Annotated in this window: 19 protein-coding genes and 2 pseudogenes; 10 read left to right on the plus strand and 11 right to left on the minus strand. The window is 64.9% G+C overall.

What is annotated here, in order from left to right:
* Positions 1-120 precede the first annotated feature (120 nt).
* Entirely contained in the window at positions 121-1,761 is a 1,641-nt protein-coding gene (locus A9K71_RS00290; RefSeq protein WP_066988964.1) for an acyl-CoA synthetase, read from the minus strand.
* Positions 1,762-1,964: 203 nt separating this feature from the next.
* Here A9K71_RS00290 and A9K71_RS00295 point away from each other — a divergent pair, with 203 nt between their 5' ends.
* The 4 genes from A9K71_RS00295 to A9K71_RS00310 all read left to right on the plus strand — a co-directional run bounded on the left by A9K71_RS00295 (position 1,965) and on the right by A9K71_RS00310 (position 6,993).
* Complete coding sequence (locus A9K71_RS00295) at positions 1,965-2,930, plus strand: sugar-binding transcriptional regulator (protein ID WP_066988966.1); 966 nt, start codon at positions 1,965-1,967, stop codon at positions 2,928-2,930.
* An 83-nt stretch (positions 2,931-3,013) separates the two neighbouring features.
* Positions 3,014-5,068, plus strand: coding sequence for a bifunctional aldolase/short-chain dehydrogenase (locus A9K71_RS00300; RefSeq protein WP_066988968.1), 2,055 nt, complete (start codon positions 3,014-3,016; stop codon positions 5,066-5,068).
* 215 nt (positions 5,069-5,283) lie between these two features.
* Positions 5,284-5,898, plus strand: coding sequence for a hypothetical protein (locus A9K71_RS00305; protein WP_066988970.1), 615 nt, complete (start codon positions 5,284-5,286; stop codon positions 5,896-5,898).
* A gap of 18 nt (positions 5,899-5,916) precedes the next feature.
* Complete coding sequence (locus tag A9K71_RS00310; protein WP_066988972.1) at positions 5,917-6,993, plus strand: D-alanine--D-alanine ligase family protein; 1,077 nt, start codon at positions 5,917-5,919, stop codon at positions 6,991-6,993.
* 60 nt (positions 6,994-7,053) lie between these two features.
* On the opposite strand, the gene A9K71_RS00315 is transcribed toward A9K71_RS00310, so the two are convergent.
* From A9K71_RS00315 to A9K71_RS00325, 3 genes are all read right to left on the minus strand, one after another.
* Positions 7,054-8,106, minus strand: coding sequence for a substrate-binding domain-containing protein (locus tag A9K71_RS00315; protein WP_066988974.1), 1,053 nt, complete (start codon positions 8,104-8,106; stop codon positions 7,054-7,056).
* Between the two features lie 40 nt (positions 8,107-8,146).
* Positions 8,147-9,142 (minus strand): ABC transporter permease, encoded by a 996-nt coding sequence (locus tag A9K71_RS00320; RefSeq protein ID WP_066989394.1) that lies wholly within the window; start codon positions 9,140-9,142, stop codon positions 8,147-8,149.
* Between the two features lie 78 nt (positions 9,143-9,220).
* Positions 9,221-10,732 carry a sugar ABC transporter ATP-binding protein gene (locus A9K71_RS00325; protein WP_066988976.1) on the minus strand — a complete coding sequence of 504 codons (1,512 nt, stop codon included), beginning with the start codon at positions 10,730-10,732 and terminating at the stop codon, positions 9,221-9,223.
* A 138-nt stretch (positions 10,733-10,870) separates the two neighbouring features.
* On the opposite strand from A9K71_RS00325, the gene mtnK reads away from it, so the two are divergent.
* From mtnK to A9K71_RS00345, 5 genes and pseudogenes are all read left to right on the plus strand, one after another.
* Positions 10,871-12,139: an S-methyl-5-thioribose kinase gene (gene mtnK / locus A9K71_RS00330; RefSeq protein ID WP_066988978.1), complete on the plus strand. Its 1,269-nt coding sequence runs from the start codon at positions 10,871-10,873 to the stop codon at positions 12,137-12,139.
* Positions 12,136-13,230, plus strand: coding sequence for an S-methyl-5-thioribose-1-phosphate isomerase (mtnA, locus tag A9K71_RS00335; RefSeq protein ID WP_066988980.1), 1,095 nt, complete (start codon positions 12,136-12,138; stop codon positions 13,228-13,230). The genes mtnK and mtnA overlap by 4 nt, the downstream gene beginning before the upstream one ends.
* A gap of 7 nt (positions 13,231-13,237) precedes the next feature.
* Positions 13,238-13,360, plus strand: a pseudogene (locus A9K71_RS32265) (6,7-dimethyl-8-ribityllumazine synthase); the annotation flags it as partial.
* 184 nt (positions 13,361-13,544) lie between these two features.
* Positions 13,545-14,609 (plus strand): class II fructose-bisphosphate aldolase, encoded by a 1,065-nt coding sequence (gene fba, locus A9K71_RS00340; protein WP_066988983.1) that lies wholly within the window; start codon positions 13,545-13,547, stop codon positions 14,607-14,609.
* Positions 14,610-14,787: 178 nt separating this feature from the next.
* Positions 14,788-15,513, plus strand: coding sequence for an MgtC/SapB family protein (locus A9K71_RS00345; protein ID WP_066988985.1), 726 nt, complete (start codon positions 14,788-14,790; stop codon positions 15,511-15,513).
* Between the two features lie 23 nt (positions 15,514-15,536).
* On the opposite strand, the gene A9K71_RS00350 is transcribed toward A9K71_RS00345, so the two are convergent.
* The 7 genes and pseudogenes from A9K71_RS00350 to A9K71_RS00380 form a co-directional block, all read right to left on the minus strand.
* Positions 15,537-16,769: a VWA domain-containing protein gene (locus A9K71_RS00350; protein WP_066988987.1), complete on the minus strand. Its 1,233-nt coding sequence runs from the start codon at positions 16,767-16,769 to the stop codon at positions 15,537-15,539.
* Complete coding sequence (locus A9K71_RS00355; protein ID WP_066988989.1) at positions 16,762-19,020, minus strand: DUF5682 family protein; 2,259 nt, start codon at positions 19,018-19,020, stop codon at positions 16,762-16,764. Before A9K71_RS00355 ends, A9K71_RS00350 begins: the two co-directional genes overlap by 8 nt.
* Positions 19,021-19,023: 3 nt before the next feature.
* Complete coding sequence (locus A9K71_RS00360) at positions 19,024-20,103, minus strand: AAA family ATPase (RefSeq protein ID WP_066988991.1); 1,080 nt, start codon at positions 20,101-20,103, stop codon at positions 19,024-19,026.
* Between the two features lie 19 nt (positions 20,104-20,122).
* Positions 20,123-21,568, minus strand: coding sequence for a DUF5691 domain-containing protein (locus A9K71_RS00365; protein ID WP_066988993.1), 1,446 nt, complete (start codon positions 21,566-21,568; stop codon positions 20,123-20,125).
* A complete protein-coding gene (locus tag A9K71_RS00370; protein ID WP_245299491.1) occupies positions 21,565-22,953 on the minus strand; it encodes an SWIM zinc finger family protein in 1,389 nt (462 codons plus the stop codon). The genes A9K71_RS00365 and A9K71_RS00370 overlap by 4 nt, the downstream gene beginning before the upstream one ends.
* Positions 22,954-23,449: 496 nt before the next feature.
* On the minus strand, positions 23,450-23,836 hold the full coding sequence (locus A9K71_RS00375) for a VOC family protein (RefSeq protein WP_066989396.1): 387 nt from the start codon (positions 23,834-23,836) through the stop codon (positions 23,450-23,452).
* A 147-nt stretch (positions 23,837-23,983) separates the two neighbouring features.
* Positions 23,984-24,268, minus strand: a pseudogene (locus A9K71_RS00380) (aldehyde dehydrogenase family protein); the annotation flags it as partial.
* Here A9K71_RS00380 and A9K71_RS29700 point away from each other — a divergent pair.
* On the plus strand, positions 24,252-24,389 hold the full coding sequence (locus tag A9K71_RS29700) for a hypothetical protein (RefSeq protein ID WP_245299502.1): 138 nt from the start codon (positions 24,252-24,254) through the stop codon (positions 24,387-24,389). The pseudogene A9K71_RS00380 and the gene A9K71_RS29700 overlap by 17 nt on opposite strands.
* Positions 24,390-24,394: the final 5 nt, after the last annotated feature.

A 24,394-nucleotide genomic window follows, 5' to 3' on the forward strand; every position in this document is an offset into this window, starting at 1 on the left:
GCATCTGACGTCCACCTGCCAGCTATTCTCAACCGCTGGGACATGGCCGCATGGTCACGGAATGGATCCTAGGGTTTCCGCGACGTCGCTTCGCGACTGCTCCACCCTAGGATGACGAACTCAGAGGCCCTTCGCCATTTCCCTCAACCTGAACTTCTGGATCTTCCCCGTGGATGTCTTCGGAATCTCGGCGAACACCACCGCCTTCGGCACTTTGAAGCGGGCGAGCAACCCACGGCAATGCTCGATGATCTCGGCCTCGCTCGCAACCATGCCGGGCTTCAGCTCGACATAGGCGACAGGCACCTCGCCCCATTTCTCGTCTGCGCGGGCAACCACTCCGCAAGAGGCGACGGACGGATGCTTGTAGAGCGCGTCCTCGACCTCGATGGACGAGATGTTCTCGCCGCCCGAGATGATGATGTCCTTCGAGCGGTCCTTGAGCTGGATGTAGCCGTCCGGGTGCATGACACCGAGATCGCCGGAGTGGAACCAGCCGCCGGCAAAAGCCTCGTCGGTGGCCTTGCGGTTCTTCAGGTAGCCCTTCATGACGATGTTGCCGCGGAACATGACCTCGCCGATGGTCTGGCCGTCGGCCGGCGTCTCGACCATCGTCTCGGGGTTCATCACGGTCAACCCTTCCAGCGCGGCATAGCGCACGCCCTGGCGCGCCTTCTTCGCCGTCCTCGGGCCCTTCTCCAGCTCGTCCCACTCATTGTGCCATTCGTTGACGACGGCCGGCCCATAGGTCTCGGTCAGGCCGTAGAGATGGGTGACGGCGAAGCCGGCATCGGCCATGCCGGAAAGCACTGCCTCGGGCGGCGGCGCGGCGGCCGTGTTGAAGGTGACGGTCTGGGCAAACTGGCGCTTGTCCTCGTCTTTCGCGTTGATCAGCACCGACATAACGATCGGCGCCCCGCAAAGATGGGTAACGCGATGGTCGGCGATGGCATCATAGATCGGCTTTGCCCGTACCCAGCGCAGGCAGACATGGGTGCCGGCCTGCACGGCGAGTGTCCAGGGAAAGCACCAGCCGTTGCAGTGGAACATCGGCAGCGTCCAGAGATAGACGGCGTGCTTGGCCATGCCCGCATGGATGGTGTTGGTGTAGGCCATCAGCGCGGCGCCGCGATGATGGTAGACGACGCCCTTTGGATTGCCGGTCGTGCCGGAGGTGTAGTTCAGCGAGATGGCGTCCCATTCGTCGTCGGGCATCGACCATGCAAAAGCCTCGTCGCCGCCGGCGACGAAATCCTCATAGTCGAGCGTGCCGATCCGCTCGCCCTTCGGATAGGGCGCATCGGCGGCGTAGTCGGGGTCGTCATAGTCGATGACCAATGGCTTGGCCTTGGCCGATGCCAGCGCCTCCCTGACCACGCCCGAGAACTCGCGGTCGACGATCAGCACCTTGGTGTCGGCATGGTCGAGCTGAAAGGTGATGACCGCGGCATCGAGGCGGGTGTTCAGCGAATGCAGCACCGCCTTCACCATCGGCACGCCGAAATGCGCCTCCAGCATCGGCGGCGTGTTCGACAGCATCACCGTGACCGTATCCCCCTTGCCGATGCCGTGCTTCGACAGCGCCGAGGCGAGCTTCAGCGACCGCCGCCAGAAATCTCGATAAGAGATGCGCTGGCTGCCGTGGATGATGGCGACATGGTCGGGATAGGTCTTGGCCGCCCGCTCAAGGTAGGTGAGCGGCGTCAGCGGCTGGTGGTTGGCGGCGTTCCGGTCGAGATCCTGTTCGTAGGGATTGGCCATCCCATCCTCCCCAAAAGTCTTTTCGAGCTTTCTAACCGCAGGCCCGCGATCATGCCATCCCCCTGAACGACTGGGAAATGCTATGACATGAGCGCTCGGTAGAATGGCTGCCCCGATCATGCCGGCGCCGGAGGACGAATAACCCAGCCGGCTGGATTTGACTTTTGTCGACAGCCGTGACTAATGTCAGCCGAGGAGGCGGCATGGCGATCCGACCGGCAGAACAGCTCATCCACAAGGCCGCCTGGCTTTACTATGCGCATGGCCTTCGCCAGGACGAGGTGGCGAACCAGCTCAAGATTTCGCGCGCATCGGTCGCCATGTATCTTCGCAAGGCGCGGGAGACCGGCATCGTCAACATCTCGACCTCGACGCAGCTTTTCACCGACGATGTCATGGCACGCAGGCTGGAGGACGCCTTCAAGCTCGACGCCGTCTGGATCGCGCCGGAAAACGCCTATGTCGCCGACCCGTCGACCGACATCGCCGTCCTGGCGGCGAGCGTCTTCCTGGAACTGGTGAGTAAGGGCGACCGCATCGGCGTCGCCTGGGGCCGCACGGTCTACACCATCGCCGACATCATGTCCTATGCCGATCTGCAGGACGTCACCGTGGTGCAGCTCTGCGGCAATCTCGGCGCGCCCTATTCCTACCGACCCGATCAGTGCACGATGGAGATCGCGCGGCGGCTGAACGCCAAGGGTCTGAACTTTTACGCGCCGCTGGTGCTGTCCACGGAAGAATTGGCAGAGGGCCTGCGCGCCGAGCCGGTGATCCGCGACCAGCTTGCCGGCATCAGCGACTGCGATCTCGCGCTCTATTCCGTCGGCGCCGTGGACGCCGACAGCCATCTGGTCAAATGCGGCGCGCTGACGCCGGCCGAAATGGCCGCGCTCCGCAAGGAAGGCGCGGCCGGCGTCATCGCCGGACAGATCATCGATGCAAGCGGCGAGGCGCTCGACTGCAGCTACAACCGGCGGGTCATTTCCGCCGAGCTCGCCTCGCTGCGCGCCATCGGGAAGCGGCTGATGGTGGTGCAGGAGGACAGCAAGTTCGAGCCGCTGCTGGCCGCAATCGGCGGCGGACTCTGCACCCATCTGGTGGTCGGCGCGCATATGGCGGGGCGCCTTCTCGATCACGCCGGCGCGGTCAGCAAAAAGGCCTCGTAGGAACCACCCTCGCCGCTTCTGTCATCAAGACGTCGCGGCTTCCTGTTCATGAGCAGACAAAATACGGAATCGGACGGAACGACATGAAGAACCTTTGGAACGACGCCGACGCGGAAAAGATGGTTGCCGACTACGCGAGGAAGGGCTTCCGCCGCGACCTTGCGCTGCGCGTCTATACGACCCGCCTGCTCGGCGGCGAGCCGCGGCTGGTGCTGCATGGCGGCGGCAATACCTCCTGCAAGACTAAGGCCACCGATCTGGTCGGTGACGAATGGGACGTCCTCTGCGTCAAGGGCAGCGGCTGGGACATGGCCGTCATCGAGCCGCAAGGCTTGCCGGCGGTGAAGATGGGCGCGCTGCTCAAGGCGCGCGCCCTGGACACGCTCTCCGACGAGGACATGGTGGCGCTGCAGCGTTCCAATCTCATCGACCCCGCCTCGCCGAATCCATCGGTCGAGACACTCCTGCACGCCTTTCTGCCGCTTAAATTCGTCGACCATACGCATTCGACCGCGATCCTTGCCATCGTCGACCAGGAGAACAGCAAGGCGCTGGTGAAGACGGTGTTCGGCGACAAAATCGGCTACGTGCCCTACATCAAGCCGGGCTTCGAGCTCGCCAAGGTCGCGGCAGACGTTTTTGACACCGACCCCAGCGTCGAAGGCCTGATCCTCGACAAGCACGGCATCTTCACCTTCGGCGACGATGCCAGGCAGGCCTATGACCGCATGATCCACTATGTGACCATCGCCGAGGACTATATCGCCAAGAACGGCAAGCCGCAGGCGACCAAGGCGGCGCTGCCGGCAAAGCTTGCCAAGGCGAGCGACATCGTGCCGACTCTGCGCGGCGCTGTCGCAGTGGCGCGCGGCGAAGGCCGCTTCGACCGAATGATCAGCGATTTCCGCACCTCGGATGCGATCGTCGATTTCATCAATTCGGCCAGGATCGCCGAGCTGGCCGGACGCGGCGTGTCGACGCCCGATCTGTCGATCCGCATCAAGACCGGGCCGATGGCGGTCCCGGCTCCCGACGCCGACAAGCTCGGCGACTACAAGGTCGCCGTGCGTGGTCATGTCGAGGCTTTCGCCAAGGACTACCGCGCCTATTTCGAGACCAACGACGCGCTGGATGACGTCAAGCGCACCATGCTCGACCCGATGCCGCGGCTGACGCTGGTGCCGGGTCTCGGCATGTTCGGCCACGGCCGCACGCTGAAGGACGCGAAAATCGCCTCCGATATCGGCGAGATGTGGATCGAGGCGGTGCGCGGCGCGGAAGCCATCGGCAATTTCCAGCCGCTCTCCAAGGCCGACCTCTTCCCGCTCGAATACTGGTCATTGGAGCAGGCCAAGCTCGCCTCGAACAAGCCAAAGCCGCTGACCGGCCAGGTGGCGTTGATCACCGGCGGCGCCGGGGCGATCGGCGCCGCGACGGCGAAGCTGTTCGCCGCAAACGGTGCGCATGCGGTCATCGTCGATCTCGATCCGGCCAAGGCCGCGGAAGCGGCAAAGGCGGCGGGTAACAATTCGATCGGGGTCGGCGCCGACATCACCAGCCCGGCCGAGGTGCGCGCCGCCTTCGACAAGGCGGTCGCGGTCTATGGCGGCGTCGACATCCTGGTCTCGAATGCAGGCGCGGCCTGGGAAGGTCGGATCGGCGAAATCGACGACGCGCTGCTGCGCAAGAGCTTCGAGCTCAACTTCTTCGCCCACCAGTCGGCGGCGCAGAACGCGGTGCGCATCATGCTCGAACAGGGCACGGGCGGCGTGCTTCTGTTCAACACCTCCAAGCAGGCCGTCAATCCCGGGCCGAAATTCGGCGCCTACGGCCTTCCCAAGGCGGCGACGCTATTCCTGTCGCGTCAGTATGCCCTGGACTACGGCGCCTACGGCATCCGCTCGAACGCGGTCAACGCCGACCGCATCCGGTCCGGGCTTTTGACCGATGCCATGATTGCCAACCGCTCGGGCGCGCGCGGTGTCTCGGAAAAGGAATACATGTCCGGCAATCTGCTCGGCCAGGAAGTGACGGCCGACGACGTGGCGCAGGCCTTCCTGCATCAGGCGCTGGCCGAACGCACCACCGCCGACGTAACGACGGTGGACGGCGGCAATATCGCCGCGGCGCTGCGCTGAAGAAACAGGAGATCTCTCTGAGCGGCCCGTCGCTTTCCCAGAACGACGGGCCGCTCTCTCCGTGTCGCGACCCAGGTCAGGACTGAAGCCCATTTCACGTCTGCTGGGAAACTGCTCCAACCGGTCAAAATCCGCGCAAATCTTTTGCTTATTGCTCGAACAGCTTTAAGGGGGTGCCTTGCGCCTCGCTTGCGGGACACAAGGCTGGAGCCGGTATGCAATCCAGGGAAGTGCCTTATTTCAGCCAGTGGGAATCGCCCGGCATGACTTTGCCGCTGTTGGCGGAGGGACCATCGGCTCTGCACCGCGACCCGCTGTGGCGCAATTCCGGCGCGGAGACGATTGAGGATTATGCGCGCTGGGCCGTGAATGTCTGCGGCATGGCCTGCCTGAAGATGATCCTTGCCGCGCGCGGCGAAATTCATCCGACGCTTGAGCTCGCCCGCGCCTGCACGGCCTATGGCGGCTATGTCGTCAATGAAGGCGACGGTACGATCAAGGGGCTGATCTACAAGCCCTTCGTCCGGTTCGTGCGCGAACGTTTCGGCCTGTTCGCCGAGACGGTGACGAATGTCGATGCGGCCACGATGCCCGGTCTTCTTTGCAAGTGGCGCTACTTCATCGCCTCGGTTCATCCAGGCATCCGCTGGCCCGAGCGCGAGCCGCCGTCCAAGGGCGGGCATCTGGTACTGGTGACTGCAGCCTCGCCAGGCGAAATCCGCTTCCACAACCCTTCCGGACACGACAGGCAGAGCCAGGCGGACGTCACGCTGCCGCTCGCCAGTTTCGACCGCTTTTTCGCCCGGCGCGGCATCGCCGTCGGTTTCTGATCCTTGAGCATTGTGGAGATGTCGATGGCCGAAAAAAGACTGCGTATTGGTGTGCTCTTTGGCGGGCGGTCCGCCGAGCACGACGTGTCGGTGCTTTCGGCGAACAATGTCATGGGCGCGCTGGAGCCGGGGAAGTATGATGCCGTTCCGATCTTCGTCACCCGCGAAGGGCAATGGCTGCTCAGCCGATTCGAGGACGGCGCGCTGGCGACACCGTCGAACGGAGCGGAGGTCTGTCTGGTGCCCGGCGGGCATGGCCGAATGCTGGCCGTTCCGGCCGAAGGGCCGCCTTACGAGTTGCCCGCGATCGACATTCTGTTTCCCGTCCTGCACGGTCTCCATGGCGAGGACGGCGCCGCGCAAGGACTGGCGGAGGTGGCGCGCGTGCCGCTTGCCGGCTGCGGTATTCTCGGTTCGGCCACGGCGCTCGACAAGGATATCGCCAAGCGGTTGCTGAAGGCGGCCGGCCTGCCCACGGCACGGTCCATCACCATCCTGCCCGCGGCCGCGCCTGGCTTCCCGGAGATCGAGCAGGCGCTCGGACTCCCGGTCTTCATCAAGCCGGCCCGCCAGGGCTCTTCCGTCGGCGTCAGCAAGGTCTCCGACGAAACGGACTATCAGGCGGCGCTCGCCGAAGGCTTCAGGCACGACGGCAAGCTGCTGGCGGAGGAATTCATCCGCGGCCGCGAGATCGAATGCAGCGTGCTTGAGGACACGGAAGGTGGCCTCTTCGTCTCCCGTCCCGGCGAGATCGTGCCGGCCGAAAGCCACGGCTTCTACAGCTATGACGCCAAATATATCGATAAGGATGGAGCAGCACTTAAGGTGCCCGCCGAATTGCCCGAGACGATCGAAGGCGATATCCGCGAGACGGCGGCGAAGGCGTTTCGCGCGCTGGGTTGCGACGCGATGGCGCGCGTCGACTTCTTCGTGAGACCGGACATGACGTTCCTGATCAACGAGCTCAACACCATTCCGGGCTTCACCGACATCAGCATGTACGCCAAGGCGATGGCGGCAAGCGGCATCAGCTACCCGGAACTCATCGACCGGCTGGTGGCGCATGGGCTGGCGTGTGCCGCTCGATCTGCCTGAGCGACTCCGGGAATAAAAAGAGCGGCCCGGGAGCCGCTCTTTTGCCTTCAGGCGCGTGGCCTACTTCGCGTTGGGGTTCGGCATCCAGGCCGGCATGGCGACATCGGCATGGGCGAACTGCGGCAGCTTGGCCGACAGGTCTTCCATGTTCTTGATGTCCTTGTCGATAAGTTCCTTCTGGGTGATCAGCGTCGGCGGCACGATGACGTTGTGGCCGGGATCCTCGCCGGCGAGCAGCTGCGCCAGCGCGCGCACCGAGACCTGGCCGACGACTGCCGGGTTGGTGGCGGCGGTGGCGGCCCAGGCGCTGTCCGGCTCGCGCATCGCGGCGATGTCGGACGTCGAGATGTCGGCCGAGTAGATCTTGATGCCCTTGTTGAGGCCGGCCTCGTCGACGGCGATCTTCACGCCCTTGGCGAACTCGTCGTAAGGCGCGAACATCACCTTGATATCGGGATGCGCCTGCAGCACCGAGCGCGCCTGGTTGGCGACGGAATTGGCGATCGGATTGTCGAGCGTGCCGAACATGGCGACCTCGCTGATGCCGGAATGTTTCTTCTTCACGTCGACCCAGGTTTCGTTGCGGCGGTCGAGCGGGGCGATGCCGGCGACATAGACATAGCCGGCCTTCCAGGCGTCGCCATTGTCCTTGACCGCCTGTTCGAGCGCGAGGCGCGCGAGATCGCGGTCGGACTGCTCGATCTGCGGGATCTTCGGGTTCTCGACATTGACGTCGAAGGCGACGACCTTGATGCCGGCGTCGACGGCGCGCTGGGCGGCGTCCTTCATCGATTCCGTCAGGCCGTGCTGGATGATGATGCCCTGCACGCCGAGCGCGATCGCCTGGTCGACCATGTCGGCCTGGAGCGCTGCGTCCTGGCGGCTGTCCAGCACGCGTAGATCGACGCCGAGCGCCTTGGCCTGCGCCTCTACGCCGGAGAGATAGGCCTGGAAGAAGTCACCGGTGGAGAGATAGCGCACCAGCGCGATCTTGACGCCCGGCTTGTCGAATGGCGCCGGACGGTCCGCCGCCAATGCTGTGCCCTGCATGAGCAGCGCCGCGCCCGCGAGGCCGAGTGCGGCCTTCCCCAAAAGTCTTCTTGTGATGCTCACTTCGTCTTCCTCCGTTTTGTTCTCAATGCCCCGGTCGAAACTATCTCTTGCCCCTGCCGGAAAGGGCGAAGGTGAAGACAAGGGCGACGACGAGAACCGCGCCCTTGACGAAATCCTGCGTGTAGTAAGGGGCGTTCATCATCGTCAGGCCCTGCAGCAGGACGCCGACGAACACCGCGCCGACGGCCGTGCCGAAAGCGTTGGGCTTGGCGGCGCCGAGCACCGCGTAGCCGATAAGCGCCGCCGCTACTGCGTCGAGCAGCAGATTATTACCCGAGGCGATATCGCCGCGTCCAAGCCGGGCAGCGAGCAAAATCCCGCCGATCGAGGCAAAAACTCCCGAAATGACATAGGCCCAGATCTTGTATGCCTTGACAGGCGCGCCGGCCAGTTCGGCGGCGCGTTCGTTGCTGCCGACGGCATACATCATGCGGCCGAAGCGGGTGTATTCGAGGAAGAACCAGATGAGCGCGGCGAGCACGACCAGCACCACCACCGAGACCGGGATCAGGTTCGGAATGAAGAAGTCGATGCGGTGGCGGCCGAGCGCCAGGAAGGCTTCCGAGAACTTGCCGTTGGCGACCGAGCCGTCGGGCATCGTCATGCCGGTGGCGATCGAGCGGCCTTCGGTCGGAATGCGTTGCAGGCCGAGCAGCAGGAACATCATGCCGAGCGTCGCGAGCAGATCCGGCACGCGCATGTAGACGATGAGCCAGCCATTGATGAGGCCGACGACCGCGCCGATCACGAGGCAGGCGATGACGGCGACGACGGCGTTCTGCTCCAGCACAACCATGGCATAGGAAGCCGCCATCATGGCGCTGGTGGCGACCGAGCCGATCGACAGATCGAAGCCGCCGACGACAAGTGTCGCGGTGACGCCGAGTGCCAGCACGCCGGTGATGGCGACCGACTGGAAGATGAAGACGGCGCTTTGCGGCGAGGCGAAGCCGTCGGCGGCGATCGCGAAATAGGCGATCAGCCCGACCAGCAGGATGATGAAACCATAGCGGATCGCATAGTCGCGCAATGTTATCGAACGCCCCCGCGCTGCTGCCCTCTCCGCCAAACTGGAACTCATGCCTGCACTCCAAGTCTCGTCATCCATACGATCTCACGCCGCGCTGGTGAGCGGCCCGCCGGCCACCTCAGCCAGCAGCCGATCGAGATCGATGTCATCGTTCCTGTGCTCGCCGACGATCGCGTGCTCCGACATCACCAGGATGCGGTCGGCGGTCTCCAGGGCCTCGTCGATCTCGGTGACGAAGAGCAGTGTGGCGCGGCCATCGGCGCTCGCCCTGAGCTTGGTTGCGATGTCGCGCCGAGCCGAGATATCGACGCCCTGGAACGGCTCGTCGAGGATGAACAGGCGCGAGGCCTGCGACATCCAGCGCGCCACCATCACCTTCTGCTGGTTGCCGCCCGAAAGCGCGGAAAGCTCGTCCTTCTCGGAGCGGCAGACGATGCCGAGCTCGTCGATCTGGCGGCGTGCGGCAGCCCGCTCTGCCCGCTTCTTCATGACACCGAAGCCGGACATGCGCTTGAGAAACGGCAGGCTGATGTTGCGTTCGATGTTGAAGCCGTCGACGATGCCGCTCATCGCGCGGTCCTTGGCCACGAGGAAGACGCCGGCAGCGATCGCCTCGCACGCGGATCCCGGTGCGTAGGGCTTACCGTCCATATGCATGGTGCCGGCGAGCGGCCTGCGCACGCCGAACAAAGTTTCGGCGAGCGCCGTCTTGCCGACGCCGACCAGGCCGGTGATCGCCACCACCTCCCCAGCGCCGAGCGTCATCGAGATCGGTCTGGCGCCGGGCGCCAGCTGCAGGCCTTGGGCGGTGAAGACCGCGCGCGCCGAGCTTCTGGCAATGACCCGGTCGAGCAGGATCTTGCGGCCGAGCATGGCATTGACCGCGCCCTCATAGTCGAGCGGCTTCCGGTCGAACACGCCGGAGACGACGCCGTCACGCATCGAGACGATGCGGTCTGCCAAGCGCCTGATGTCGGACATGCGATGCGAGATATAGAGGATCGCGACACCCTGCCCGCGCAGCCTGTCGATCAGCGCAAACAGCCGGTCGGCCTCGGCGCTCGACAGCGAGGAGGTCGGCTCGTCGAGGATCAGCACTTTCGGCTGGTGCGCCATGGCGCGGGCAATCGCGACCATCTGACGATCGGCGAGTGAGAGGTCCGCGACGCGTGCCTTAAGATCGAGCGTAAGCCCCATGCGGTCGGCGACGGCCCTGGCTTCGACGCGGACATTGGCGGGCTTGAACAGCAGCGATGCGCCCTTGCCGCTCAGCCGGTCGAGCGTCAGGTTGGTGGCGACGTCGAGATCTGCGACAACGCCGTCATTGATGTTCTGATGAACGGTGACGACACCGGCGCGGATCGCTTCTGCCGGCGAGCCGGGATCGAAGGCCTGGCCGGCGAGCCGCATCGTGCCGCCGCCGCGCGCGTAGACGCCGCTGACGATCTTGACCAGGGTGGATTTGCCGGCGCCGTTGGCGCCCATCAGCACGGTGACCTCGCCCGCATAGAGATCCAGCGCGATGCCGCCAAGCACCTCGTTCTGGCCGAAGGATTTCCTCAGGCCGTCCACACGGAACACGGCATCTGCGCCCATTCGTTCCTCCCCTGATCCATGACGCTATGGGCTCACTCGGCAATTGTCAACACGATTGACAATTGCCAGAGCGCTCCCTAGCTTGGCCCGGCCGCCGTGGCTCCGTTATCGTGGGACACCACGCGCAGGAGGGAGAGGATGACCGGGAAGTTCGAAGCATTGTCGGTGGAGACGCTGCCGAAGCGCCTCGGCGAGACCACAGCGCTTACCGAGCGCATTGGCAAGGACGCCGGCCACTGGAAAGTACGCGAGGTCGGCGACGGCAATCTGAACCTCGTTTTCATCGTCGAGGGCGACCAGGGCGCGGCGGTGGTCAAGCAGGCGCTGCCCTATGTGCGCCTGGTCGGCGACAGCTGGCCGCTGCCTTTGAAGCGCTCTTTCTTCGAGTATCACGCGCTGACGAGGCAACAGCGCCGAGCGCAAGGCTCGGTGCCCGCGATCTATTATTTCGACGAGGACCAGGCGCTAATTGTCATGGAGTATCTGGCGCCGCCCTACATCATCCTGCGTCGCGCGCTGATCGACGGCCGCGAGCTGCCGAACATTGCGCGCGACATCGGCCTGTTCATGGCCCGCACGCTGTTCCGCAGCTCGGACCTCTCAATGCCGACAAAAGAGCGCAAGGCCGATCTCGCGCTGTTCGCCGACAATGTCGAGCTCTGCGACATCACCGAGAACCTGGTGTTCTCCGATCCCTATTTCGACGCCGAGATGAACCGGCACACCAGCCCGCAGCTCGACCGCCTGGTGGCCGAATTGCGCGCCGACCGCGACCTCAAGGTCGAGGCGCAGCGGCTGAAGCACCTCTTCGCCGCCAATGCCGAAACACTGCTGCATGGCGACCTGCATTCCGGTTCGATCATGGTGACCGATACCGAGACCCGGATGATCGATCCGGAATTCGCCTTCTACGGCCCGATCGCCTTCGACGTCGGCATGCTGCTCGCCAATTTCTGGATGGCCTTCTTCTCGCAGCGGGGCCATGAGCAGAAAGGTAGCCGGGATTCGATGCGCGCCTACCTGCTTAAGGTCACGGCCGAGAGCTGGGCGGTGTTCCGCGCCGAGTTTTCGCATTTGTGGCGAACCGAGCGCACCGGCATCCTCTACCAGAAGAGCCTGTTCGAGGATCAGGGCGACCTGCTCGGTTCCGAACAGGCGCTCGACCACATGCTCTCCGGCATCTGGACCGACCTGCTCGGCTTCGCCGGCATCGAGGTGCACCGGCGTATCCTCGGTCTCGCCCACAATGCCGATTTCGAGACCATTGCCGACGCAGACCTTCGCGCCAAATGTGAAGCAAAGGCGCTGCGCTTCGGCCGCCACATCGCCGTGAACCGGCGTGAGATCCACAGCATCGACGAGGTCAACGCATTGGCCGCGCTGGTCGAACAGGAGAAGAGCCTTTGAAAGTCGGCGAACGCCACTATCGTACAATTTGGCTCAGCAACGACAAACGCTCGGTCGAGATCATCGACCAGCGCTGGCTGCCGCATGAGTTTCGCGTCGAGACGATCGGAACCGTTGCCGGCATCGCTACCGCGATCCGCGACATGTGGGTGCGCGGCGCGCCGCTGATCGGCGTCACCGCTGCCTACGGCGTCGCCATCCAGATGACCGACGATCCCTCGGACGAAGCGCTCGACGCGGCGTGGGAGACGCTGCACAAAACGCGACCGACGGCGATCAACCTGCGCTGGGCGCTGGACGAGATGCGGCGTTTTCTCAAGCCGCTGGCGCCGGGAGAGCGCGTTGAGGCCGCCTACCGGCGCGCCGCCGAGATCGCAGACGAGGATGTCGGGCTCAATCGCGCCATCGGCGAGAACGGGCTTGCCATCATCAAGGAGATCGCGGCGAAAAAGAAGCCTGGCGAGGCGGTCAACATTCTCACCCATTGCAATGCCGGTTGGCTGGCGACGGTCGACTACGGCACCGCCACGGCGCCAATCTATCTGGCGACGGAAGCCGGCATTCCGGTCCACGTCTATGTCGACGAGACCAGGCCGCGCAACCAGGGCGCCCAGCTGACCGCCTGGGAAATGGCCGGCCACGGCGTGCCGCACACGCTGATCGTCGATAACGCCGGCGGGCATCTGATGCAGCATGGCGACATCGACATGGTGATCGTCGGCACCGACCGCACGACGGCCAATGGCGACGTCTGCAACAAGATCGGCACCTATCTCAAGGCTTTAGCCGCCGCCGACAACGACGTCCCTTTCTATGTCGCGCTCCCCTCGCCCACCATCGACTGGACGGTCGCCGACGGGCTTGCGGAAATCCCGATCGAGGAGCGCGCGAGTGACGAGGTTTCGCTGGTGTGGGGTAGGACGGCCGACGGCAAGGTCGCGCAGGTGCGCGTCTCGCCCGACGCGACGCCGGCGGCAAACCCCGCCTTCGACGTGACGCCGGCTCGGCTGGTGACAGGGCTGATCACCGAGCGCGGCGTGGCGAAGGCTTCACGCGAGGCGCTGAAGGCAATGTTTCCCGAGCGCAGCTAATCTTCGCCCGGTGCTCTCGGCCGTGCTCACGCCGCACAACTATCATGAGAGCGCCGAGCGCCGCCGCTTCTTCCACGAGCATTTTTTGGTGAAGGGCAAGGAAGCGGCGAAGGCCTGCGTCGAATCCTTGCCGCGCGCGAGCGGATCGCCGCTTAGGCTCGACTCGGGCCGGATTTCAGCCCTGCAACAAGAATTGCGGCCGAAAGGGCTTCAAAAGGTTGCGGTAGGTCAGAAATCCGGCCAGAAGCAACGGGGCCGGCCGCCCGGGCGGCCTTTTCAAACACGGGCTCGAACCAGATACGGGAGACTATTCGTTGGCTCGCATCACACTGAGACAATTGCTCGACCATGCCGCCGAACAAGGCTATGGCGTGCCTGCCTTCAACATGAACAACATGGAACAGGGCCTCGCCATCATGGAGGCGGCCGAGGAGACCAAGTCGCCGGTCATCCTCCAGGCGAGCCGCGGGGCGCGCGCCTACGCCAATGATGTGGTGCTGGCCAAGCTGATCGACGCGCTGGTCGAGATCCACCCCGACATTCCGGTCTGCATGCATCTCGACCACGGCAACAACGAAGCGACCTGCGTCACCGCGATCCAGTACGGCTTCACCTCGGTGATGATGGACGGCTCGCTGAAGGAAGACGGCAAGTCGCCGGCCGACTACGCCTATAATTCAGGCATCACGCGCCGCGTCGTCGATATGGCGCATTGGGGCGGTGTCTCGGTGGAAGGCGAGATCGGCGTGCTCGGCTCGCTGGAGAGCGGCGGCGGCGAGCAGGAGGATGGCCACGGCGTCGAAGGCGCCATCAGCCACGATCAGTTGCTTACAGACCCGGTGCAGGCCGAGCAGTTCGTGCGCGACACCCATGTCGATGCGCTGGCGGTGGCCATGGGCACCAGCCACGGCGCCTACAAATTCTCGCGCAAGCCGGATGGCGCAGTGCTGGCGATGAACGTGATCGAGGAGATCCATCGCCGCCTGCCCAACATGCATCTGGTCATGCATGGCTCGTCATCGGTGCCGGAGGAACTGCAGGAAATCATCAACAAATATGGCGGCCAGATGAAGCCGACCTGGGGCGTGCCGGTGGAAGAGATCCAGCGCGGCATCAAGCACGGCGTGCGCAAGATCAACATCGACACCGACAACCGCATGGCGCTGACCGGCGCGATCCGCAAAGTGCTGACCGAGAACCCGTCCGAGTTCGATCCGCGCAAATATCTGACGCCGGCCATGGCGGCGATGAAGAAGCTCTGCAAGGAACGTTTCGAGCAGTTCGGCACAGCCGGCAACGCGCCGAAGATCAAGCCGATCCCGTTGTCGGAAATGGCCAAGCGTTACAAGTCCGGCAGCCTCGACCCGAAGTTCGGCTGAGCCACCTCCTCCCGCGACCGGGTTCCAGCCGGTCGCGGGAGCACGCCCGCCCTCCCCACAGCAACAATTCCGCGGAACCTCACGTCATCGGCATTGGCCAAGGAACCATCCATGGCCGAGCTTAGTTGAACTGTCCTGACGCAATGGAGGGTGCGCCGACCGGCGTCGCCGACGGGAAATGCTCGAGCCGCTCTGCTGCGACATGCCGCTTCATCCAACCTGGCCGGATCTCGTTGCGCGGCTGTTGCTGACACTGGTCGCGGGCTTCCTCATCGGCTTGAATCGCGAGGCACGCGGCCATTCCGCCGGCCTGCGGACGACCATCCTGGTCGGCCTCGCGGCTTGCGTCGCCATGGTCCAAGCCAACATGCTGCTCGACGTTGCCGGCAAGGGACCGGACTCATTCGTGCGCATGGATGTGCTGCGCTTTGCGCTCGGCGTGCTCACCGGCGTCGGCTTCATCGGCGGCGGCGCCATCCTCAGACGCGGCGATCTCGTCACCGGGGTGACCACCGCCGCCACCATGTGGATCATGACGATGATCGGGCTGGCCTTCGGCGGCGGCCAGTTCGGCCTCGGCGCGATTGCTACAGTATTGACCCTGGTGACGCTGCAGGCCCTGAAATGGGTCGACCTCAAGATCCCGCGCGACCATAAGGCGATCCTTGCGGTCGCATGGCCGAAGACAGCCCCGCCCGACCTCCAGGAGATCGTACGGCCGCTCGGGTACGATGCCCGCTTCGTTGGCATGGAGCACGACGCCGACCGCGACCGCTTCGTGTTTTCCTTCCAAGTCAAATGGCGGCAGCCAGATGCAGTCGAGCCGTCAACTGAGGTGCTGGCGCTGGTCGGCCAACACTGCGAGATCGAGCGGTTTGAATTGATCAGCGAGAAAGCGCCCTGATCAGCGTCAGAAGGGTGGCGAACCTATTCGGCCGCGCTTGGCGTTTCCGAGTCCGGGCGAATAAGCTTGATGTCCGCTCCCGCCGCCCAGGCGCCGATGTCCTCCCGGCGCAGCGCCGCCGCCATCATGTCGGGAAAATGGTCCGGCGTGCAGGCGAAGACCGGGACGCCCAACGCCGCGACCGAGCCGGCCATGGAGGAGTCGTAGCCGGGACGGCCCTGGTCGGTGAGCGCCAGGAGCACAACGACATTGACGCCCGACCGCACCAGCGCAGCCAGCCGACGAAGCAGTTCCTCACCGTTGCCGCCTTCGTAGAGGTCGGTGATGAGAACAAAATGCGCCTTGGTCGGCCGCTCGATGCGCTCGGCGCAATAAGCGACCGCCTGGTTGATGTCGGTTCCGCCGCCAAGCTGGACGCCGAACAGCACCTCGACCGGATCGCTGAGCTCTTCGGTCAGATCGACGATCGCAGTATCAAAGCAGACCAGCTTGGTGCGCACGACCGGCAAGGAGGCCATCACGGCAGCGAAGATCGAGGCGTAGATGACCGAACTTGCCATCGAGCCGGACTGATCGACGCAGAGCGTCACTTCGTCGAGGTCGACCAGCCGACGCTGGCGGCGCATGAAGCCGACGAGCTTTTCCGGCACCACGGTCTTGTGCTCTGGCTGGTAATGGCGAAGGTTCGCCGCGATCGTGCGCGGCCAGTCGATGTCGCGCTGCCGCGGCCGGTTGGTGCGCCTTGAACGGTCGAGCGCGCCGCGGATCGCCTCGGCGGTCTTCTGCTCGAGACGCTGCATCAGCTTGGCGACGATGTCGGAAATGATCGAGCGGGCAATATCCTTGATTTTTTCCGGCATCGCCGAGCGCAACGAGACCAGGTCGGCAACGAGATTGACGTCGGCCTCGATCGCCTTGAGGAATTCCGGCTCCATCAGCATCTGCTTCAGGTTCAGGCGCTCGAAGGCGTCCTTCTGCACGACCTGGACCACCTGCTCGGGGAAGAAAGAGCGGATATCGCCCATCCATTGCGCGACGCGCGGCGCCGAACGGCCAAGCCCGCCGCGCCGCTTGCGCGGATCGCCGGCGTCGCCGCTGCCGTCGCCGTAGAGCGCATCGAGGGCTGCCGAAAGCCGCCGGTCCTCCTGCGACAGCGCCGAGGAGGACTCATCGTCGGCGCCGATCGCCAGGCGCCAACGGCGCTCCCGCGTCCCTTCGATCGGATGAAGATCGGGTCCGACCGTTTCATCATCCATGGTTGGGCTCCCCCGTAAGCAGCTTGCCGAGGAGACCAAAATGCCGGCGCCAGGCGTCGCCGCCATCGGGTGCCGGCGTCAGTCCGGCGGGCAGGCTCGCCCTGCGGCCGAGCACGGCCTCGATCAGGCGGCGGCGTTCCATGCTGTCGAGATTGGAAAATACGCGGCGCAGCAAAGGCAGATGCGCAACGAAGGCGTCCTCGTCGAGCGATGCCAGCCAGGAATTGACAGCGCCGCGCAGCCCCTCGTCATAGATCAGCCTCTGGCCGGCGCCGCTGAAGAAGCCTTCGAAAAAGGCGGCGGCATCGATGACCGGCGTTCCGGGCGACAGCCGCTTTGCCAAAAGGCCGGCCGTGGCCTCGGCCGAGAGGTGCCCGGCCTCGTAGAGCAGATGTGCGGCGCAGCCAGCAACGAGCGCCGTCGAGCGCGATGAATCGAGCACGGCCGCAAGGCCGTTCCGCCAGGCATCCAGGACATGCTCGTCCGCCTCGACCAGCCTGATCGCCTCGTCGGCCTTGCGCAGCGCCGCCATCAGCGCTGCGGCGGCCTGCGCGTCGAGATCGCGCGCGGCGTAAGGCAGCGCGATCGCGCCTTCGATGACCAACCGCTCCAAGAGGCCGGCAAGGCGCTGCGTCTCGGTTTTGCGCGCTTCGCCATAGCGGATGATGTCGGCAAGTGGGGGCACCGACGCAAGGAGCTCCAGGCATTCGCTGCTATGCGCCGCCTTCTCCTCGAGCGCGGCGAGGCCGGCCGCGGACGCCTCGCTCAAGGCGGCGGTGATCGCGCTTTGCACCAGCGTGGCCAGAGCATCGAGCGTCGAAGCGGCGCCGATCATCTGGACAAGCCGGCCGTTGGCGGCCTTCTCGATGGTCGGTCCGTAAATCAGGTTTTCGACCAGGCGCACGGCGTATTCCGGCTGCCAGGCTAGCAGCCAGCGCTCGCGGAACGTGCCGCGGCTGCGGCCGACATCCGTCAGCCTGCCCCAGTTCACGCCGAGCACGTTCAGCCGGTGCAGAAGCGTCGACCGAAAGAGACCGCTCTCGCTGCGCAGGTCGATGGAGAGCTCGCGCTCCAGTGCTTCAGGCTTGAGCCGCGCGGCCTTTTGGTTGCGCTGCAAGTCATCGATCAGCGGCGCGAGCGGCGTGTCGGCTGGAATCTCGCCGACATCGGCGCCGAGCAGCAGCTCGGCCTCGACCATTTTCCACAGCAAGGCCTCGCCGTCGAAGAGCGCCGCGATCGAGGCCTCACGCAGTTCCTCGAAACCCGGTTTCGGGCGCTCGCGTATGGCGGCAAGCGCCCGCGCCAGACGCTCCGCCTCGATCAGCGAGGCGGTCGAAATCATATGGCCCTTGGCCCTGAGAACCGAAGCGATCCGCGCGAGCCACAGCACCGAAGCGTCATCCTGCCCGCGCGTCTGCCACAGGTGCTTGCTCCAGCCCGGCGCGACGACACCGGCGCCGTAGCCATAGCCCAGCGCCAGGCGCGGTCCGGTCCATGGCGCGAAGGTCATCGTGGTCTTGCGCCGGCCGATGCCCTTGAGCAGTGCCTGGTCGCTCTTTTGCGGATGCGCAGCTTGCAGGGCGGGCACATGCCACGCGCCGCAGACGACGGCCAGCGGTCCGTCGATTTCTTTGCGCGCAGCGCCGATCTCCAGCCGCATATGCGCCTCGCGCATGGCCTCGAATTTGCCAATGGACGTCTCGCCGTCGCGCAGCGTCGTCATCGCGTCGGCGATGGCCGCGAAGATCGGCCCGGGTGCGGGATTCTGCTCGATGATATCGGACCACCAGCTTTCGCCGTCCTCATAGCCGGCGGCGCGCGCCAAGGTGCCAATCGGATCAAGGATCCGCGAGCTTGCTTCGCTCTGCTCTTCGGTGGCCTCCGGTTCGTCCGCGTCGGCGTCGGTCGAACCCTCGGGCCCTTGCTCGGCAAGCCGCGCGGCGGACGGCAGGTCGATGAAACGCAGCGCCGCCTTGTTGGCGACAGCCCACAGCGCCGCCTGATATTCGGGAGAGAATTCGGCGAAGGGCCAGAAGCGCGTCGCGGCGGGATCGTCCTCGGGGTAGCAAAGCAGTGCCACCGGCGGCTTCATGTCCGGGCTGGCAAGCAGGGGCAGCAAGGGCGAGGCATCCACCGGCCCCTCGATCAGCACGGCGGCCGGCTGCAATTCCTGCAACGCTCTAAGCAGGCTCGCGGCGGAGCCCGGCCCATGATGGCGAATGCCGAAATAGCTGATGCCGCCTTGCGTCATGGCTCAGATGGCCGCGTTGAGCGCCGCGTAATAACCGGCGTAGTCCGGCCGCTTCTTCAGCACCGTCTCCAGATATTCCTCCAGCACGACCTTGTCCTGGACCGGATCCTTGACGATGGCGCCGACCAGGCTTGGCGCCAGGCCTTCGGCGTGGAGCTTGCCGCCGTCGAACCAGGCCGCCTGGCTGAGGCCGCTGATCATCGTGGCGATCGCCTCGGCGGTGGAGAGCGAGCCCGACGGCGTCTTCAGCGTCACCTTGCCGTCCGAGGTCGCGCCGGAGCGCAGCTCGCGGAAGATGGTCAGCACGCGCGCGATCTCCTCGCCGACATTTTTCGGCACCGGCAGGTCCAGTCCGCCGGCCATCTCGCCGACGCGCCGAGACACGATCGAGACCTCTTCCGCCATGTCCTCCGGCAGCGGCAGCACCACGACATTGAAACGGCGCTTCAGCGCCGAGGAGAGTTCGTTGACGCCCTTGTCGCGATTATTCGCGGTGGCGATGATGTTGAAGCCGCGCTGCGCGTAGATCGAGGTGTTCAGCTCCGGCACCGGCATCATTTTTTCGGACAGCACGGTGATCAGCGTGTCCTGCACGTCGGAGCCCATGCGCGTCAGCTCTTCCAAGCGGCAGAGCTTGCCTTCCTGCATGGCGCGGTAGAGCGGCGTCGGCACCAGCGCCTCCTGGCTCGGCCCCTTCGCCAAGAGCTGCGCATAGTTCCAGCCGTAGCGGATCTGATTCTCGTCGGTGCCGGCCGTGCATTGCACGATCAGCGTCGAGTTTCCCATGATGGCGCCGGCGAGATGTTCCGAGACCCAGGATTTTGCCGTTCCCGGCACGCCGAGCAGGAGCAGCGCCCGGTCGGTCGCGAGCGTCGCCACCGCGGTTTCCATCAATTGCCGACGTCCGACATATTTCGGGGTGATAAGCGTGCCGTCGCCCGCCTTGCCGCCCATCAGGTAAGTGAGGACAGCCTTGGGCGACAGGCGCCAGCCGGCAGGCTTCTGGCGGTCGTCGTCGCGCGCGAGCGCCTGCAGTTCGGAGGCATAGACCTGCTCGGCCGGAAGGCGGATGGCTGCGTTCATGCGATCTTCTCCGGGTTGATCATCTGTCGGATTGCGAAGGGTTTCCGGCCAGCGCCGCATTGAGCCGCAGCAGGCCGAGGGATGGGGAAGCGGGCGACAGGCCGGCGGCGATCACCTCGTCGATCAATTTTTCCGCCGCCTCCGGATTGGCCAGAAAGCCTAGGGTCTCGAGATACTGCTCGGCGCTTCGTTTCATGACGTCGTTGTCACCCGAGACGGCGGAACGCAGCGCTGGAATCGTCTTGCTCCTTGCGAGGTCGCTCCATTCCAGCCAGCCTGCTTCCGCGCCTTCGACCAGGTTGAGCGCGGCCAGATTTTGCCCATCATCCAGGATCTGCCCGATCAGGACACGCTTCCTGTCGTTGTCCAAACGCGACATGAGCTGGAGGACGAGAAGCGCCAGCCTGCCGCCGGCGGCGACAAGCAAATCCGCCAAACAGGCGACCGCCGCGTCGCTGCCGGACACCGCGATCATTCGAACGAGAAAGAGATCGGCACCCTCATCGACGCCGAACTGCCATGCGCCAATGAAATCAGGCTCAGTCTTGCCGAATTGGGCGACGAGATCGCCGAAGTAACAGGACGCGAACAGGTCGGCGCGACGCGACTGTTGCGCAGGCGACTTGGGTTTTATCGGCGTGTAGGTGGTGCGGCGGCGGATGAAGCCGGATTTGCCTTCCTCAATGAAAGCGGCGAGCTCGGCTATCGGATCTTTCGACGCGCCATCCGCTGGATCGCTACGTTCACCCAACCTTGCCAGGAGCCGGCCGGCCGTTTCGCGCACCTTGCCTGAGCGATCGGCGGACAGGCTCTTTAGAAATGGAATGTCATCGGCACTCAAGCCGAAGCGCATCAGCTCCACGAGCGCAAGCCTGACCTCCGCCGGCTCGCTCGCTCCCTTGGTCTCAATCAACGTCCGCGCCAAGACAGGCATGGTGCGCCGTAATTCGACCAAAGCTGTACGGCGCGCGGCAGGATAAAAATCATCCCAGGTTTCAGCGGTGAGTTGTCCTCGTCGAGACTGCCTGTCGCCATCGGCGCCTGCTTGCCAGTCGACCCAGGGAGCATAGATATCTGGGCTTTCCTGATCCGACGCAGCAGGCATCCAATCCATCGGATGCAGCACGAAGCCTCGGCTGGCGACGAGTGTGGCCACGCGGGTCTTGAGCCTCGCATCAGCGGCGTATTTCAATGCGGCACGCAGCAACGGTCGCAGCCAGTCAGGAAGCATCGGCAGCGCGAGCATCGGCAGCGGCGGACGGCGTTTCAAGGTTTTGGGCGCCGCCGGCCGAAGCGCGACATCCAGCGCCTGCGCGGCGATCGCCAACAGCCGACGTTCCTGCTCGTCCGAGCTGGAGGCAGCCGCGAACTCCTTCCATTCGGCGGGCGCCAGTTCGAAAGCGGCGCCGCCCGAAATCCAGTTGTCGCGAAGCCTCGCCAGCCCTGCCTGCTCGAGCTCGTTCATGAGAGATTGAGCCTCCCGACGCTGCTTTGTGAGGCCAGAAGCTCGAGCCTGGCGCCGTTCCACAGCGCTGCCGTGACTGTCAGATCGAGGCCAAGCAAGGTCTGCTTGACGGAGCCGGCGACAGGCAGGGCGATGCCATGCGAATCGTTCGCCGCCTGCCACCAGGCGCCATCCTTCTCGTCCAGCGCGATCGCGCCCGCCGGCAGGAGGATCGGACAGTCGGACAGCCACGGCGCGCCGTCCTGGAAAGCTGCATAGGCGGCCAGCGGATCGCCGGCAGCGTTCGGAGCAAAATCGGGCCAATTGCCGGGCGACGCATCGCCCAGGCGTTCTGCGACCAGTGCGCGAAGCGGAATTCGGGATGGATAGAACACCAGCCTCGCCTTGAAGCGATCCCCCGGCGCGAAGGCGCCGGAGCGGCGCCCGGCCGAGGCCGGGAAGAAGTCCAGGAGGACGGCAAATCGTGGGATTGGGCTTTTCAGATCGAGCAGCCAGGTCGCGTGGCTGACCAGGCCGTCGCGACGGGTCTCGATCTTCTCACCCAGCACCTCCCAGTCGCTCTCGACCTGGAGGGCATCCGGATTGGCAAGCATCTGGTCACGTGTTTCGGATGTCGAGACCAGGCGCTTCAGCTCGGCATCGTCGGGCGCGGCACGCCAGGCCTTGGCGAGCAGCACCAGCTTACCCAGCTCGCGGATAGCGGCGTCCGGCCGCTCTTCGCTGCACAGCGCCATCAGTTTCGCGGGCAGCTCGTCGATGCGCCCGGCCAAAGCGGTCGCCTTGAGGTCTACAAGCCGCGCCGCGATGCGGCGGCAGCGCTCGCTGCTGGCGTCGACAAAACCGGCAAGGCCGAGCCGAAGCTGGTCGGCAACCCACTGATCCAATTCGTCGAGCGCTGCGGACACAGCACTTCGCGTGTCCTCGGCGCGCTTGCGCTGCGCCGCCTCGCGGCGTTCGGCGGCCGCGGCGTCTTCTACGGCAGCGCTTTGCTCGGGCCGCAACGCCTCGTCGATGCTTTTGCTTTCCGCGCTTGCCGGCGCCGGCGTCGGCGGCTGGCCCGGCTTGCGGCGCCGGCCGAGCCAGTCATTGACCCATTCCGGCGTCTGGTCGACCCGATCGAAGCTGGCGGGCGCGGTGGCGCCGATCCACATCAGCCCCAGTATGTGCTTGCACGGAAATTTTCGCGATGGACAGGTGCATTTGTAGCCGTGGTCGCGGGCATCGAATGCGACGCGATAGGGATTCGCTCCCGAGCCCTGGCATTCGCCCCAGATGAGGCCCAGCTGTTCGTTTGTCTCGAGGCGGGGCCAGTTCGACCGCTTGGTCAGCTTGGCGGCGGCGCCGAGCGAGGACTGGTCGGGCGCGAGCGCCTCGATTGTTTTCAAATCCAGCTGCAAGCCGCTCCCTCATGACCCCCGAAGCATGATGTCGCGACGATAGATACCTGTTTGCGGCGCGCTGGTGTAGCTCCAGCCGCTGAAAAGTTGGTGCCTTGTCTAACGTTGCGTTGCCCTGTTCATCGTCAGGCGCGGGAACCCACCAGGACGGCGTGCACAGCATAGGCGCGGCGATCCTCGGCGCTGACGGCCAGCCGATCGGCACGCTGTCGATCGCCTCCCCCTGTCTCGCGCGTAGACGATGCGGTGGCGGCCCCCGGGCGAGGCGGCGATCAGGGCGGCGCGGCTCATCTCGGCGCGGCTGACCGGCGAGGCATAACTCATCTCCTCCGTTGCGGCGAAGATGGTTAGGTGCTGCCGACGCCGTCCCGATGGCAGGTGGCGTCGTGCCCCAGCCTCTCCAAGCCTGATGTCATCATCTGCCTACTCAACCGGTTGCTTCGCGTTCCGCAACCGGCGGATTTCGCGGTCTAATTCCTCACCGTCAAACACCATCCTGGTAAAATTCGATCGGGAGTCCATCGGGATCGGCGATGAAGGTAAACAATCGTCCCGTGTAGGGATCTGTTCGGAGGGGCTCCACCTCGATGTCTCGCGACCGAAGCAGGTCGGCTGTTGCCTCGACCGAGGCGACCGCGAATGCAATATGTCTTAATCCGCAAGCCTCGGGCCTGCTGGGCCGGCTTGGCGGATCTGGGAAACTGAACAGCTCGATCTGGATGGGGCCGTAACGCAAATCGCACTTCCAAGACTGCCTTTCGGGGCGCCAGTTTTCGGCCAGAACGACGAAACCTAGCTTGTTCGTGTAGAACTGCTTGGAGGTCTCATAGTCACTGCAGATGATTGCGACATGATGGACAGCCAGGAGCATCAGATTGGCCTCACGTAAAGCGTCGATAACGGCGACCCAGCACAGTCGCATCGGGTATGCCTTGGCGCAACCAGGTGCCGACTCCGGCCATCCCGGCTTGGGCGAGCATCTCCACAAGGTCCAGCCACCCTCCCCTCGAGGGGAGCGTTATCCGAGCGCTATCCACGCCGTCCTGAGGTCGGTGTACTTGTCGATCGCGTGCAGCGACTTGTCTCTGCCGAAGCCGGACTGCTTGAAGCCGCCGAGCGGTACCGTGATGTCGGCGCCGCCATAGGTGTTGACGTGGACCGCGCCGGCATTGATGGCGCGCACCATGCGGTGCGCGGTCGAGAGCTTCGAGGTCCACACGGCAGAAGCAAGACCATAGACGGTGGCGTTGGCAAGGCGCACCGCCTCTTCCTCGCTTTCGAAGCGCATGACGCCGAGCACCGGCATGCACAATGTGATGTTCGGCCGCGTCGTCGACGTCCGCCATGGCAGCGACGAGGCGGCGCTGCTCTATGTCGGGCGCAACTACATGCAGCCCAGCGCGCTGGGGAGTTTCGGTGGCTAGTCGGG

Origin of the sequence: Mesorhizobium sp. WSM3873 (assembly GCF_001672445.1) — a bacterium.
Lineage (GTDB): Bacteria > Pseudomonadota > Alphaproteobacteria > Rhizobiales > Rhizobiaceae > Mesorhizobium.